A 15,129-nucleotide genomic window follows, 5' to 3' on the forward strand; every position below is an offset into this window, starting at 1 on the left:
TGGTTTAAGTGTTGCACACAGGCAACGAACTACATAATTAAAGGGGATTATACAATGGCTATTCAAACGTTCAAAGCAACTGCACAGTTACAAGATGGAGTTCAAGTAAAAGCTACCTCTAGAGATTTCGAATTAACAATTGACGAGCCAAAGAGCTTGGGCGGAACAGATACTGGAATGAATCCAGTCGAAGTGTTGCTTGCCTCCCTAGGAGCTTGTCAGTCTATTGTTGCAAGAATCTATGCGCCAAAGTTTGATGTTAAACTAGATGGTTTCAGCGTGGATGTTGAAGGTGACCTTGATCTCGATGGATTTTTCAATAAATCTGATGTTCGTCCTGGCTACTCTGATATCCGATATACATTCCGAATCAAAACCGATTCACCTAAAGAAAAGGTTGAGGAATTCGTGAAATTTTTAGAGAGTAAGTGCCCCGTTGGAGACTCACTCGCACATCCGGTTAATCTTAAGTTAGACAGAATCATTATCGAGAATTAAATACAGATCACAAGACCGGGTTTTCTCCAAAATAGGAGGGACTCGGTCTTTGTTGTTAATGAGATTTATTCTATAAATGAATAGAATAAGAAATATGAAGCGAGTGGAAGATATATCAAAGTATTTCGCATGAATTCGCATGAAGTGGTTTGAAATGTTGTAAAGAACCTGTAGAATATAGTGGTTAGAGGAAACTAGTAACAACAATATAAAAGCACATTACAATCATACATATAAAAGGAGGAATTTGATTGCAACATCCCTACGAGTCATATCCGCTGATGGATCAACTATCCGCCGAAGAACTGCAGCAGTTGAACTTAGAAATACAGGAACAACAATATTTGTCCGATCAACTTATCATGGAGCAAGGTGAGGTTAGCCAGCGCGTCCACATTATCGTGTCAGGTCAAGCAAGAGTATTTATACAGCATGAAAAGAAAGTTGAATTAGCTACACTGCAAAGAGGACACTTTTTTGGAGAAATGTCTTGTTTGACTGGAGACCCTGTCAGTGCTTATGTTGAAGCGGTTGATGATGTTCATACGATAAGCGTTTCTCGTACAGGCATGTTGCTATTGATGGATAGAAACGCTGATTTCCGCAGGCAGATTATTGAAGCCATGATCAAACGAATTCAGAATTCCAATGAGCGCGTGTTAGAAGAGCATACTAAGAGTCTGTTTATTTTGAAGCAGCATGAGACGGAGGAGCAGGAGCGATATGGCGAGCTCATCGGGGCAAGTCCAGCCATGCAAGAGTTACTAGAGAATGTAGAACGCCTGTCTACAAGACAAGAGCACGTTGTCATTGTAGGTGAAGCTGGTACAGGAAAGAGAAGCATCGCTAGAAAGCTTCATTTCATAACGACACAAGGCCATTATCCGATACTTACTATCAGTGGCTATGACTTCGACTTACTAACTTGGGATACGAGAGTACGTGCGGCTAAAGGCGGTACGATTGTCGTTGAACAAGTCGAACAATTCCCTACTCATATTCTGAAACAAATCATAGAAACGGATGTTCAGACTCGAATCGTTATCATCGCCTCAGAATCCATAAACTTACCCAACGTAACAACGCTATCAGTACCACCTCTTCGCGAACGGTTGGAGGATATACCCTTATTAGCGCAATACTTTGTAGGAAAGGAAGGGGCTGAGGATGTTGAAATGGCGATCTCGCAAGATGGACTACGTCTACTTAGTCTTTTTCCATACTTAACTAATAATGTTGAGGAGTTACAAGGGGTAATTAAGGAAGCCTATATTTTAAGTCAGGGTCGTATGATCTATAGCAATCATTTACGTTTTGGTCGAGCACGTAAAGCAGGAGATCGACCCACGATTGGGTTAGCGTTAGGTAGTGGCTCTATTAGAGGAATGGCTCATCTTGGAGTATTACGAGTGTTGGAGGAAGAGGGCATACCTATCGATATGATAGCGGGTACGAGTGTTGGATCATTAGTTGGTGGTGCCTATGCGGCCGGAATGCCTGTGGAGGACTGTGTTCGTGTTCTCTCAACGATTCGCTGGAGTCAATTAGTCCGACCAACCATACCGAAACGCTCATTCGTACATAATACACCGATGATTGGATTTATCGAACAGTATCTAGGTAAAAAGCTTATTGAGGATCTACCTATCCCCTTTGCTGCTGTAGCTTCAGATACCTCGACAGGAGAGGCTCACATTATGCGAGAAGGATCACTTGCACATGCGATCAGTGCAAGTACAGCAATCCCCGCTATTATGCGTCCTGTCTACTATCAGGAGAAGACACTTATGGACGGAGCGGTTGTCCATCCGGTACCAGCTGCACTAGTGAAAAGTATGGGAGCGGATATTGTCATTGCTGTCAATGTATGTGCAGAGTCATTTGCTAAAGGAACAGCTAGACATTTTGTGGATTCACTAATGAATACCATCGATATGATGAGTGCAAAGATGGTGAAGGAGGAATTGCAGCTTGCGGATGTCGTTTTACGTCCTGACCTTGGATTCAATCAAATTAGCTTCAACGATTCGAAAATTTGTATTGCTGCTGGGGAAGTAGTAACGAGAGAAGCCATGATACGTATTAAAAACAAGCTTAATCTAATGTAATAGACATTAGATTAAGCTTTTCTCTATTTTTTCCCTTTAAAGAGGTTGTTCAAAAAGTCATCTTTTGATCACGAAGTATAGCAAGGAGCGTATTCGACATCGAAGATTGAATTCAGCCGGTCCCTCCGGTGCTCACGTAGGTACTGCCTACGCTCCGCTCCTCACTCCCTTACTTCATCCAATCTTCTCGGTGCTGAAAATTTAACTTTTTGAACTCGCAATTAAACGTAATAGGTTAAGATTGAGAGTACTGGACAGCGGATTCTGAATTTTCTTGAGTACTCTTTTTGCGAAATTGATTGGGTGAAATGTTTTTGTATTGCTTAAATTGTTGGATGAAATAGCTAGAATTGGAGAATCCAACTTCCAAAGCGATTTCCGTCATACTTGAATCGCTCGTCAGTAGTAACTTTTCAGCTTCTGTAATTCGAATGTAGTTCAAGTAGTTCGTAAACGTCTTGCCCATAATCGCTTTGAACTTTCGTGAGAAGTAACTGTAACTCAGGTTACACATACTTGCAGCGGTATTAGCATTGATGTCCTCCATATAATGGTCATCAATATATTCGAACACATTCTGCAACATTTGAAAATCAATTTGTTTCAGTGAATGCGCAACGTCCCAATTCGGCTGAGTGTCCTGCGACTTACGCAAAAACCATAGAAATACTCTACATATTAATGTCCGAACAGCGAGTTCGAACCCATAGTTTCGCGTAGTATATTCTTCATAGATTTCTGTAACGAGAGAAGGGATGGGACTGCCTATAATCTCTTGTTCAGTGAACACTCGTTGATTGGTCGATTTCGCCATGGTGAATGGTAACACATATTTAGATTCAAAAATGGTTCTTGAGGTGGAATATAGAATCTCTGGATCGAACTTAATCACGACATAAGAGACTTGTTCCACGTCCGTAGAATAAATAGAATGCGTCTCATGCGAATGAATAAGGATCAGATCCCCTTTATTGAGGATATGGGATTCTCCACCTAGAAATACTTTCGCCTGTCCTGATAAGAAATATAGAATTTCAATATAGACATGCCAATGGGGATTTACGACCCAATGGCTACCAACAAACGAATGAATCATGCATTCATATGGATAATGAATTGTTCCTATAGGTGACCGGTTGGATTCAAAGTAGGCTTCAGACATGACAATACACTCCAATGACAAATATTTAATATTATACGATAGCTTCATTGTATTACTTTTACACTAAGTTTGGTAACTTTATTGGTAACAAGAAAGGAGTGCAAAGATATGAATAAGATCGCTTTGCAACTGTATTCAATTAAAGAATTAACGAATGTAGATTTTCTTGGCACACTGGACAAGGTGGCTAGAATCGGTTACGACGGAGTGGAATTCGCTGGATACTTCGGTACTTCTGCCAAAGATTTGAGAAAAGCGTTGGATGATTTGGGATTACAGGCGGCGGGTAGCCACATTGGCATTTCTGAGCTTGAAGAGAATCTGGAACAGACGATAGAGTATTCGCTGGAAATTCAGAGCCCGTATATCATTTGTCCAGGTCTTCCAGAAGAGATGCGTGATAGTGCGGATGCATATAAGCGAACGGCTGAAGGATTCAATCGTATTGGTGAACGCTGTAAAGAGAATGGAATCCAATTCGGTTACCATAATCACGGTATTGAATTTAATAAATTTGAGGGTGAATATGGGCTCGATCTACTGGTGAATCATACACAATCAGATCATTTGTTTGTGGAGTTGGATACATACTGGGTAGAACATACGGGTCTTCAATCGATAGATTTTATTCATAGATATAAGGAACGTTGCAGGATTCTGCACATTAAAGATATGAAGAGTGAAGAAGACAAGCGGAATATTGAGATTGGTTCAGGAATAATGGATTTCAATAAGATTACTGCTGCAGCGAAGCAATACAATGTGGATTGGTATACGGTAGAGCAAGAAGAGTTCGATCTTCCACAACTGCAAAGTATTGAGAAGAGTCTACAATATTTAAGACAAATTCTATAACTTATAAAAGGGGATTATGATATGACATCAAATATTACTAAAAAACTAAAAATAGGTATTATCGGTTGTGGAGGAATTGCGAATGGTAAGCACATCCCTAATTTGGTTGAACAGTCCAATGCAGAAATAGTAGCTTTATGCGATGTCATCGAAGATCGTGCAATAGATACGGCTAAGAAATTTGGTCTTGAGAGTGCACAAATATACGCGGATTACAAAGAGTTGTTGAAGGACACTAGTATCGATGTGATTCATGTCTGTACGCCGAACAAATCGCACTCCTTCATTACGATTGATGCATTAGAAGCAGGAAAGCATGTTCTGTGTGAGAAGCCTATGGCTAAGACAGCTGCTGAAGCGAGATTAATGCTTGAAGCTGCTAAACGTACGGGCAAAAAACTATCTGTTGGTTACGATAACCGTTATCGTCCAGACTCCTTGTTACTTAAAAAGATATGTGAAAGAGGAGAGCTAGGCGAAATTTATTACGCTAAAGCCCATGCGATTCGTAGACGTGCTGTGCCAACATGGGGCGTATTCTTAAACGAGGATGAGCAGGGCGGAGGACCGTTGATCGATATCGGAACCCATGCGTTGGATCTGACTTTATGGTTAATGGACAATTATAAAGTGAAGAGTGTTAAAGGTAATGTGTACCACAAATTAGGTAGCAAGAAAGATGCAGCCAATGCTTTTGGACCTTGGGATCCAGCATTATTCACAGTAGAGGATTCTGCCTTCGGATTTATTACGATGGACAATGGAGCAACCGTTACGCTTGAAGCAAGCTGGGCGCTGAACACGTTAGATGTAGGTGAAGCACAAGCTACACTATGTGGTACTGAAGGTGGAGCAGATATGAAAGATGGTCTGCGGATCAACGGGGAAGATTTGGGTCATTTGTATACGAAAAAACCTGAATTAAATACAGGTGGAGTTGCTTATTTCGACGGGAAATCCGAGAGCCAAGCGGGTAGAGAATGCAGATTGTGGCTCGAAAGTATTATCAATGACACTGAGCCAATGGTTAAGCCGGAGCAGGCGCTAGTTGTTACTGAAGTACTTGAGGCGATTTACGAATCGGCACGTACTGGCAAAACGGTATATTTTAATTAATTTTGATTAATAGACTTGAGGTGGACTGAATATGATAAGAATTGGAAAAATTAGTTATTGGCATGTGCATGCGTGGGATTACACCAAGCAAGCTCAAGAGCATCCGGAGGCAGAAATCGTTGCGGTCTGGGACGAGAATTCGACGCGGGGGAAAGAAGCAGCGGATAAACAAGGGGTGCCTTTTTACGATTCATTGGATGAGATGCTGAAGCGTGATGATATCGATGCTGTTATTGTAGATGCGCCTACGTCCATGCACAAGGAGGTAATGATTAAAGCGGCTGAGGCGGGCAAACATATTTTCACAGAGAAGGTCATTGCCTCTACGCTGAGTGAAGTCACAGAAATTATCAAATCAATTGAGCACAACAAAGTGAAATTGACGGTTTCCCTTCCAAGATTAAATGATGGGTACACACTTGCAATACAAGATGTATTGAAGCAAGGACTACTTGGAGAGGTGACGTACGTTCGTGTTCGTTTATCTCATAATGGAGCGACAGCAGGCTGGTTGCCAGAGCACTTTTACAATTTGGAAGAATGCCTTGGTGGGGCGCTCATTGATCTTGGATGTCACCCTATGTATTTGACACGTTTGTTCTTAGGACAGGAACCGATTGAGGTTAATGCACAATTTGGTTATATCACGGGCAAAGATGTGGAAGATAATGCTGTAGCAATGTTATCAACGGCGTCTGGTGCCGTTGGCGTGGTGGAAGCGGGATTCGTGAATAATTTCTCTCCATTTACGATTGAAGTTCATGGTACGGATGGGACTCTTCTGTTCGGTACGCCTGATAACAAATTGCTCATTCGAACATCTCAAAGAGAGGAATATAACGATGATTGGGTGGAAATTCCTGTATTCGACAATCGCGTGAGTGCTTTCGAACAATGGATTACCCATATTCAGCAGGATACATCGGCAGATGAGAACATTGCATGTGCCATTGAGCTAACGAAGCTGATGGAAGCATCGAATATTTCAGCTCGTGAGCATCGTGCAGTGCGTTTGGATGAACTGAAATTAGTATAACGCGTAATCGGATGACTGCTCTAATATTTCAGCTCAGAAGTGATCGGTATGGTGGAAACGTCGTTATTAGACCGAATAATAGAATGGCAGGCTCAAGGGTTATCCTTGGCCTGCCTTTTTCTATAAAAATACATATTACTTTTTCTTAATAGGAACCCATACTTCACAGCGATAATCCTCAGCACTCGGATTACCCGGCGGGTATAGTTCAAACTCGGGTCCACCCGTATGCTCGTAACCTGTTCCAGGGAACCATTCTTGGAATATCCGTTCCCACACCGTCTGAATGGCGTGCGGCATGGGTCCTACTGAGGTGAATACAGCCCAGTTCGCAGCAGGGATAACGGTGGATGCAAAACCTTGCAGGTCGGTTTCAAGGTTTCCTTCTACGGCGATCCAATAAGCAAATGTTTCTTTGGCATAATCTATCCCTGTGCAGATACCTAGTACATCCTTATTTACTCCAATTTCGGCAAGCTTGTGTGAGGTTCCGTCTTCGTTTGCTTCCTTCCAGAGGAGGGGGATTTCCTTAGAATTCTCACCCTCTCTTGTTGTAACCTCAGTGGATTTGCCGATAACGATAAATTCTTCTTTTTCCACGATTCTGTATTCCATTTCCTTATCTCCCTTCAATGATAGATGGAAGGAGAGGCGGGGGAAAGCTTTGAGCTGTATCCCTGGCTCTCGCGCTGTAGAAGGTGCAATACCATGTGCTTTGCGGAACGCCTTGGCAAAAGATTCAGGAGACTCATATCCGTATTTCAGAGCTACATCCAGCACTTTAACTTTAGATACTGCCAGTTCCTGTGCTGCCAAAGTCAATCTACGTCTGCGAATATAGTCTGCAACCGATACTCCGGTCAGCATGTAGAACATGCGCTGGAAGTGGAAAGGGGAGGAATAAGCAACCTTTGCGATATCATCAATATTAAAGGGTTCCTCCATCTTGCTCTCCATATAATCTAGAGCTTCCTTCATTCGGATAAGCCATTCCATGTTTGCCATCTCCTCTTGATTTCATACTATCATGCTGACGTTCGCTGTTCCTGTTATTCCATGCTATTAAAAGACAGGGTACATCGGTATTGTAATAATCAATGTTAGAGTCTCAGATAAGGAATTGGCTATCCCGTACACCTTATGGGCTACCGATCTAGGAAGTGTAATGGCTAGAAGTATGTGATGGGAGTGGTGGATATGGTTATTAAGCTAATTTCTCTGCGGCTTCAACAGTGTGTTTTAGTAATGTAGCTATTGTTACTGGTCCGACCCCTGCTGGAACTGGAGTAATCGCGGAGGCATTCTTTATACAATGATCATAGTCAATATCCCCAATGTTTCCCTCATTGTAACCAGCATCCAATACAACAGCGCCTGGTTTTATCCAATCACCTTGAACAAATTTCGGCTTACCAACCGCTGCCACAACAATATCACCTAAACGAACCAAATCTGCTAAATTAGTTGTTTTGGAATGGCATACTGTTACTGTTGCATTTTTGTTTAACAGCATAAGGGATACAGGTTTTCCAAGGATAGGACTTCTCCCAATCACAACAGCGTGTTTACCTTCGATAGGTATATTGTAATATTCACAAATTGCAATGATTGCTGCTGGTGTACAAGAAGGGAAGTTAGCAAAATCAAAAGCGTTTTGGGCAAATCCCAATGTTGTTACTCCATCTACGTCCTTATTAATACTTATGGCATCAAATGCTGCCCTTTCGTTTATTTGATTTGGAACGGGATGTTGTAGCAATATTCCGTGCACATTAGTGTCAGCATTCAGTTGATTAATAACTTCAATTAATTCATCCGTTGAGGTGTTCTTAGGAAGATCAATACGAATGGATTGAATCCCAAGACGCTTACAAGCGTTACCCTTCATTCTTACATAGGTGGCTGATGACGGGTCATCGCCGACTAATATGGTCGCCAAACATGGGACAATACCTTTTTCAGACAGACGATTGATTCTTCCTATCAAAGATTCCTTAATTCTAGTTGCGACTTGATTTCCATCCAAGATTAATGTTGTTGCTGTCATCTCATCATCACCTTTTAGTTTGATAGAAACATAAAGAGGCAAGGGGATCAATCTCCCCTTACCTTCGCCCAGGCGTACGGCCAGTTATCTATGTGCTTCCTCATGGTTATCCATGCTCCGCCAGTCACACACAGTCAATTTATGACATCATCATAACAGAGGAAGGCAAAATTCTCAATGGATTTTAACGAATGCGTGTTGCCTACTTGTTTCAGTTGATCATTTTATTCAATAAAGGAAAATTCAATCCAATCTAAATCTACTTGACCCTGAAGGACGCGAATGATCATTTGAACGGCTCCCTTTGCTACATTGATGTTCCCCATAAGCAAGCTTTCATGCCATTTCTCACCGCTTACCTTACAATTCACTGGCTCATGACCTTCCAATTCTATGGATAGTATTGCCTGCTCCGAAGCCACATGCAATCGAGCATGGAGGTCGAACCGATGTGCTTCAACACATAAGGCATCGTATGCAAGCCAATCACCCTGGTGTAGCTCTACACAGACTGTATTATTCTCAGCCCATCGTTTGCCGCCCTCTGAGTGATAGCTTGGCTTTTCAGTCTCACCCGTTATCATTCTCATAGGAACATGGTCACTTGCTCGGAACCCGACCTTGTTCTCTTTCTTCTGCACTATACCGAAGCCGACATTCTCACCCTGTCCGTAAAATTCAGCGGGTATCTGGAGTGGAAGATGACGCAGTAGTGAACGAGATATTTCAGGAAAAGCATCACACTGCTCCAGTCTGATATTATCGAGAAATTGATTCAATATAGTTTCTGAAGTCACGGCATCTGGCTTAGCGCCACCTTCCAAATAAGCTGTCAGCAGATCCCAGCCTTCTGGCATGCGAATAGAGTAGGGGGAATTCGATGTATTCATCTTCTTCCATGTCCAGAAATTCCAGGATATGAGATGGTCTTCGAACATTTGGAATGCTCCGGTGTACCACTGCGCGTTATTCTCTCCACCTTCACCCATGAAGATAGGCACATTCCACTCATCTCGCTTATCCAAATATTTCTGAATGCTCTCTGTATCAGGATTGTTCCAATATTTATGGAATTGCAGCATCAGATTATGATCGAATTTTTCTGTGAAAATACTCCAGTCTGTCGACCAATGGACCCCTTCAATAATGATCATATGCTGCTTGTCCACTTCACGAATAGCTGCCGTAATTTCCTTGTAGAGTGGAAGCACCAGATCATTGTACTGGCTGAAATAGTCGGGAAGGGGTTCATTCAAAAGATCGTATCCGGCGATAATCCAATCGTCCTTATAACGTTCTGCAAACATTCGCCAAATCGCGATCGTTAGCTCTTGGTTATGACGGTTGGTAAATAGCTCTGGCAAGTCATTCTCGGAATCATCGATGTTGGCCCCTGTCTGCCCACCAGATGCTCCATGTAGATCCAAAATGACATATATCTTGTATTGTCTGCACCATTCGATAACTTGGTGAATCCGTGCGAGGCGTTTTTCATTAAAGGTAATATCGTCTCCTTCAACGAGTATGTCGCGAGCATTGATTGGAAGCCGTACCGAATTATAGCCCTGTTGCGCCACTTCACGAATATCAATCTCATCTATATAACGTTCCACATAAGTATCCCAGAACAAAGTTGCTTTCTCTTCCCCGATTAGATCTTTTACCATCGCTTCGATCTTTCGCGGTCGGTCTCCGCCTATTGGAAACTTCCACATATATCCTTCAGGTAGCAACCAACTACCGAAGCCTACACCTCTGAGAATAATTTCTTTACCATCTCCATTGATAATCTTGTTCCCATCGGCTCTAATGAATCCGCTTACGTCAATGTTGCCCATATGTATGCTCATAATCGGATGCCCTCCCTCTAAGTTTGTATCGGCAACTTCAGCTACCGTTCTCACAAAATATAGCACATGACTACCATTTTCGGTGAACAACCCGAAATATGGAGAGTAGATCCGAAAATCTGAGCCTAACAATAACAATCCGCCATACTCTGTATTCAGAGTTTATAAACCACTGTACTTATTTACGTATGTACTCTTCCCCAATAGCCACAGTCCATCTGGTAAGTCTACCTCTCTATTTCCGTTGTTGAGTCAATGTGTTAATGAAACTATACTGTCTCCTATTACGTATAGAAGTAAAAATCAAATGGTATTTTAGACGAATGGGGGGATTTGTAATTGCGTCTGATCATAGAAGATATTGTCAAAGAATTTGACGGAAAAAAGGTACTCAAGGGAGCTGGATATACCTTTGAGAAAGGAAAGATTTACGGTCTGCTGGGCCGGAACGGCGCAGGCAAAACGACGTTGTTCAACTGCTTGAGCGGAGAGATGGCCATGGACGGAGGGAAAGCGCTATTAGAGGAGAATGGGCATGTTCGGGAGTTGAGCGAGCAGGATATTGGGTATGTCTATTCACTGCCGATTCTGCCTGAGTTCCTGACTGGCTATGAATTCGTAAAGTTTTTTATGGATATTAACCGTGATAAGCTGCGAATGGATCAAAGCATAGACGATTATTTTGACATGATGAGTATGTCAGAGGAGGATAGGCACCGGCTCATTAAGGGTTACTCTCACGGGATGAAGAACAAGCTACAGATGCTATTGTTCCTCATTACGAAACCACTCGTGATTTTACTCGATGAGCCGCTTACCTCTTTTGACATCATCGTAGCGCTAGAGATGAAGGAGATGTTGCGGGAGATGAAGCAGAATCATATTCTGGTGTTCTCCACGCACATTCTGCAGTTGGCCTCCGATCTATGCGATGAGTTGGTCGTTTTGAACAATGGACGGTTGTCTGCCGTACCGACAGAGCTGTTGCACAGCGCGGAATTTGAACAGAACATTATTAACTTGCTGAAAGATGAGAGCCATGCTGAGAACTCTTAGTACGCTTCTTGCCATTAGGACATCCACTTTAGCAAATCTGTTCATTTATTACATCCAGAAGCTACCGGTGATTGGCAAGCATGTAACGGATAGTATCTACGCCAATTTAAACTTGAAAAAGGCCATTACCGTTACCGTATTTCTTATAAGTCTACTATGGGGATTTGTAATTAGGCTAGCCTATGTAGGTCTGCTTATCTACTTGCCTGTAGTCGGATTAGGTAAGGAACTCTCTGCGGAAGATCAGCTTCAGCATTTTGTACATATTTATTTTTTACTCAGCTTTGTGGTCGCAGGTGTCAGTAACGCCACCATATTGGAGCCGAAAAGGGAAAAGTACGTAGCTGTGAAGCTAATGAGGCAGTCTCCTACAAGATATATGAAGGCTTCTCTTGGTTACCGTTATGTTACGTTCATGGTCTATTTATTGCCTGCGATGCTTCTATTCGCCTCATTGCTAGGAGCCTCCATCACAGAGACTATCTTGTTAGTGGCGTCGGTCACCTTCTGGAGGATTCTAACGGAGTACCTGCATCTTAAGCTCTTTGACAAAACAGGTATGGTCTTGATAAAAAATAACGTGATCGTCTGGATCGTCATCGGGCTTGGCTATGCAGCCGCTTATCTACCGCTGCAGTTCGACCTGGTACCGGTAACCTCGACGCTTTTGCTGAGCCTGCCTGTCTGTCTCGTCCTCTTGGGCGGAGGCACCTTCGCAGTTGTTCGACTTATCCGGTATTCCAACTACAGAGGGGCCGTCGATGCCGCAACCAAGAGGGATGATCCCTTGTTGGATTTAGGGCGTATGATGTCGGAGGCGCAGAAAACGAGTGTGAAATCGAAAGAAAGCGACTATACCTTGAATGGGAAGAATCAGGAAAATATCGAAAAAAAGGAAGGCTACGGCTATCTGAACGTTCTGTTCTTCTCCAGGCATCGCAGTCTTATTAACAAGCCGGTATACATGAGGATGGCCATTTTAGGCGCATTTGGAGCGGTGGCAATGGCAGTCGTAATGATGCTATCACAGAGAGATGAATTCCTAGTACCGAATCTGGGAGTTATTTTTCCCTTCCTAGTTATGGCTATGTATTTTTTGTCCGTGGGAGAAAAAATGTGCAGAGCTATGTTCTATAACTGTGATCTCAGTTTGTTACGGTATAGCTTCTATCGAGCTTCGTCCTTCGAGCATTTTCGGATTCGGCTTATTAAAATAACGGTCCTGAATCTAAAAATTGCAACAACTCTGGCTACGGCATTAACAGCTATTACGATAGCTGCGAGCGGAGAATGGTTAAGCAAAGAGCTACTCATGATGTGGGTGTGCATACTCTCACTGTCCGTCTTTTTTTCCATTCATCATCTATTCATGTATTATATCTTTCAGCCTTATGCTACCGAATTGAATGTGAAGAATCCGCTGTATTATGTTATAAACATGTTAGTATCGTTCGCAAGCGGTATTAGCATTATCGTACGAGCGCCAGCAGATATTTTTACTGCCATTGTGGTTACTCTTACGCTGGTTTACTTACTTATTTCCCTTATTCTCGTTCGAAAACACGGAAGCCACACATTCCGAGTGAAATAAATCGATTGTAGTGCTACTTCAACCGAGCTCATAATGATTCTGAAATTACATCTATAGAAGCGGCAGAGTGAGTTAAATGCATTAGAACGAAGTCATCGATCTAATCCCCAAAGGTGATAAATGTGGAGGAGACGTATACGAGTAGCCCCATGAATATATTCATGGGGCTACTCGATCATTCATATCCAGTGGGAATAGGGTTATCTTCCCATCCGATCAGCCAGAACACGTGATCTATCCAAGAAGAAAAAGTGATGGGACGGCTGTGAATGTAAAGAAGATAATAGAATAAATGTAAGATTAAAGTTCATTTCATAAAAAACCGATAATAAAATATGGACTTATGTTGATACATAACTTGAATTTATAAATGAAAGAAGGTTCCCTTGTGAGAAATTGTGCGTTGTATAGCTCTTATTTTGACCTAGATCAGGTCGTAAGTATCTTGAAATCTATTTATCCGAAAGATCATGTTAAAGTGAATGATGACAAGACATACATTCAAGTGATCACCAAGAAATGGTTCAGCAAAAAGATCAAGGGCTTTAAACTCATGACGAGCCATACCCATCCGGAAGAGTTCGCGGTGATGATGAACGGCATGGGCAATTTTTTCAGTCAGATTCCAGCGGAGAACAGAGAGATTCTGGAAAAGATACTGATCAAGATTTCCACATTGAACATGGTGATCGGTATTGAGACCGAGGATGAAATCTCCGATACATTTTTCGCTGAACTCTTGAGAGTCGTTGATCCATTGGATGGACTGATCTTTTGGGGAAGTGATCAACTGCTTGATGCCAGAGGGAAACTGCTCATGGATTTGAACGGGGCTTCCGAGGTTAAGGATTACACTGTTACTGCACATGCGAGCTTCCTGCACGGAGATCAGAACCCCACGGAATCAGCCATTAGTCGTAAAGAACGCTCGGAGACTATTTTATTTGCAAAAGAAATTCCGTATAACAAAGGATTACCTGCGAGAATTGGAGACGAAGGGACTAGCATTCGTATTCTTAACGAGATCGCGCAGAGATCGGTGGCTTTGTGCATTGTGGCGCTGAAGGGAGAATGTATCTGCACTAACGAAAGCGTAGAGGAGACAAAGTCCCTGGTTGAACGGGTGATCCAACAATATGGAGCAACGGAGTTCTTTTCTCCTGCCGAGAAAGCATTTATTGAAGATGATGAGGCTGAGGAAGAGGAGGGGGCAACATTTTCCTGGTGTTATGAAGGGCTCCTTACTATGCTGTGGGCTCTAGGATACGTGGATGAATTGGAGGACCCGGTTGGTCTTTGTGATGTCCCTAAGGTGGTCTCTCTTCTGAACCAGTTTGACAGCTACGAAGGATTTATGACCAATGCACAGCTACGAAGTAAAGTTGAAATATTGGACGCTGCCGATCTGATCTACCGCTATCATTGGGTCTGTGTGGATAGTCGTATTCATAGCAGGGAGACTCCAAGTCAGTTAGATCATGGGGTCGTATATGAGAGGCACCGTGCTCTAAACTGGTTAATCCGTGATATGGATCAGGAGTGGGATAAAGTCAAAACTCATACGTAATTTCACCTATACTTGGAGCACATATGGAGAGGAAATTGACTGCCACTTATTTATGAAGGTTCTTCGCTTAAAATTGATTGCCTTGGTATGTAACTACATAAGGTTCCGGCAGTTCCTATTGAGTAAATAGTACAATGTACAACGTACAACGTATCATTTTACGTTGGTAACGATTACGTTCAAGCTTAGTCTCTAGCATATGGTTCTTGGAAAGCTTTAAATGTTACTAATCAATCAAATTGG

12 protein-coding genes and 1 riboswitch are annotated in these 15,129 nt (G+C 42.4%); of the genes, 8 read left to right on the forward strand and 4 right to left on the reverse strand.

Going from position 1 to position 15,129, the window contains the following annotated elements:
• The first annotated feature begins 54 nt into the window (after positions 1-54).
• Together ACP8HI_RS07525 and ACP8HI_RS07530 are read left to right on the forward strand one after the other, a co-directional pair.
• Entirely contained in the window at positions 55-498 is a 444-nt protein-coding gene (locus ACP8HI_RS07525; protein ID WP_438350493.1) for an OsmC family protein, read from the forward strand.
• Between the two features lie 251 nt (positions 499-749).
• Positions 750-2,606: a patatin-like phospholipase family protein gene (locus tag ACP8HI_RS07530; protein ID WP_438350494.1), complete on the forward strand. Its 1,857-nt coding sequence runs from the start codon at positions 750-752 to the stop codon at positions 2,604-2,606.
• A gap of 235 nt (positions 2,607-2,841) precedes the next feature.
• Here ACP8HI_RS07530 and ACP8HI_RS07535 read toward each other — a convergent pair whose 3' ends face one another.
• Positions 2,842-3,768 (reverse strand): AraC family transcriptional regulator, encoded by a 927-nt coding sequence (locus ACP8HI_RS07535; protein WP_438350495.1) that lies wholly within the window; start codon positions 3,766-3,768, stop codon positions 2,842-2,844.
• Between the two features lie 108 nt (positions 3,769-3,876).
• On the opposite strand from ACP8HI_RS07535, the gene ACP8HI_RS07540 reads away from it, so the two are divergent.
• From ACP8HI_RS07540 to ACP8HI_RS07550, 3 genes are read left to right on the forward strand one after another with little or no spacing between them, the layout of a single operon-like run.
• A complete protein-coding gene (locus tag ACP8HI_RS07540; RefSeq protein ID WP_438350496.1) occupies positions 3,877-4,623 on the forward strand; it encodes a sugar phosphate isomerase/epimerase family protein in 747 nt (248 codons plus the stop codon).
• 33 nt (positions 4,624-4,656) lie between these two features.
• Positions 4,657-5,739 carry a Gfo/Idh/MocA family protein gene (locus ACP8HI_RS07545; protein WP_438351741.1) on the forward strand — a complete coding sequence of 361 codons (1,083 nt, stop codon included), beginning with the start codon at positions 4,657-4,659 and terminating at the stop codon, positions 5,737-5,739.
• Between the two features lie 31 nt (positions 5,740-5,770).
• On the forward strand, positions 5,771-6,775 hold the full coding sequence (locus ACP8HI_RS07550) for a Gfo/Idh/MocA family protein (RefSeq protein ID WP_438350497.1): 1,005 nt from the start codon (positions 5,771-5,773) through the stop codon (positions 6,773-6,775).
• Between the two features lie 135 nt (positions 6,776-6,910).
• On the opposite strand, the gene ACP8HI_RS07555 is transcribed toward ACP8HI_RS07550, so the two are convergent.
• From ACP8HI_RS07555 to ACP8HI_RS07565, 3 genes are all read right to left on the reverse strand, one after another.
• On the reverse strand, positions 6,911-7,771 hold the full coding sequence (locus tag ACP8HI_RS07555) for an AraC family transcriptional regulator (RefSeq protein WP_438350498.1): 861 nt from the start codon (positions 7,769-7,771) through the stop codon (positions 6,911-6,913).
• 208 nt (positions 7,772-7,979) lie between these two features.
• Complete coding sequence (locus tag ACP8HI_RS07560; RefSeq protein WP_438350499.1) at positions 7,980-8,822, reverse strand: bifunctional 5,10-methylenetetrahydrofolate dehydrogenase/5,10-methenyltetrahydrofolate cyclohydrolase; 843 nt, start codon at positions 8,820-8,822, stop codon at positions 7,980-7,982.
• A gap of 59 nt (positions 8,823-8,881) precedes the next feature.
• Positions 8,882-8,960, reverse strand: a riboswitch (ZMP/ZTP riboswitch).
• An 86-nt stretch (positions 8,961-9,046) separates the two neighbouring features.
• A complete protein-coding gene (locus ACP8HI_RS07565) occupies positions 9,047-10,672 on the reverse strand; it encodes a glycoside hydrolase family 5 protein (protein ID WP_438350500.1) in 1,626 nt (541 codons plus the stop codon).
• A gap of 339 nt (positions 10,673-11,011) precedes the next feature.
• On the opposite strand from ACP8HI_RS07565, the gene ACP8HI_RS07570 reads away from it, so the two are divergent.
• The 3 genes from ACP8HI_RS07570 to ACP8HI_RS07580 all read left to right on the forward strand — a co-directional run bounded on the left by ACP8HI_RS07570 (position 11,012) and on the right by ACP8HI_RS07580 (position 14,886).
• A complete protein-coding gene (locus ACP8HI_RS07570; protein ID WP_438350501.1) occupies positions 11,012-11,728 on the forward strand; it encodes an ABC transporter ATP-binding protein in 717 nt (238 codons plus the stop codon).
• Positions 11,703-13,319, forward strand: a complete 1,617-nt coding sequence (locus ACP8HI_RS07575; RefSeq protein ID WP_438350502.1) for a hypothetical protein — start codon at positions 11,703-11,705, stop codon at positions 13,317-13,319. Before ACP8HI_RS07570 ends, ACP8HI_RS07575 begins: the two co-directional genes overlap by 26 nt.
• Positions 13,320-13,689: 370 nt before the next feature.
• The gene (locus ACP8HI_RS07580; protein WP_438350503.1) at positions 13,690-14,886 is read left to right on the forward strand and encodes a DUF4272 domain-containing protein; all 1,197 of its coding nucleotides are present in this window, start codon (positions 13,690-13,692) and stop codon (positions 14,884-14,886) included.
• The last annotated feature ends 243 nt before the right edge of the window (positions 14,887-15,129 follow it).

Source organism: Paenibacillus sp. FA6, assembly GCF_051550225.1.
Classification (GTDB): Bacteria; Bacillota; Bacilli; order Paenibacillales; family Paenibacillaceae; genus Paenibacillus_AQ.

Coding starts and splice junctions, on each gene's coding strand:
- ACP8HI_RS07525 (WP_438350493.1), top strand. CDS start 55: ATGGCTATTCAAACGTTCAAAGCAACTGCACAGTTACAAGATGGAGTT.
- ACP8HI_RS07535 (WP_438350495.1), bottom strand. CDS start 3,768: ATGTCTGAAGCCTACTTTGAATCCAACCGGTCACCTATAGGAACAATT.
- ACP8HI_RS07540 (WP_438350496.1), top strand. CDS start 3,877: ATGAATAAGATCGCTTTGCAACTGTATTCAATTAAAGAATTAACGAAT.
- ACP8HI_RS07550 (WP_438350497.1), top strand. CDS start 5,771: ATGATAAGAATTGGAAAAATTAGTTATTGGCATGTGCATGCGTGGGAT.
- ACP8HI_RS07555 (WP_438350498.1), bottom strand. CDS start 7,771: ATGGAATGGCTTATCCGAATGAAGGAAGCTCTAGATTATATGGAGAGC.
- ACP8HI_RS07560 (WP_438350499.1), bottom strand. CDS start 8,822: ATGACAGCAACAACATTAATCTTGGATGGAAATCAAGTCGCAACTAGA.
- ACP8HI_RS07565 (WP_438350500.1), bottom strand. CDS start 10,672: ATGAGCATACATATGGGCAACATTGACGTAAGCGGATTCATTAGAGCC.
- ACP8HI_RS07575 (WP_438350502.1), top strand. CDS start 11,703: ATGAGAGCCATGCTGAGAACTCTTAGTACGCTTCTTGCCATTAGGACA.
- ACP8HI_RS07580 (WP_438350503.1), top strand. CDS start 13,690: ATGAAAGAAGGTTCCCTTGTGAGAAATTGTGCGTTGTATAGCTCTTAT.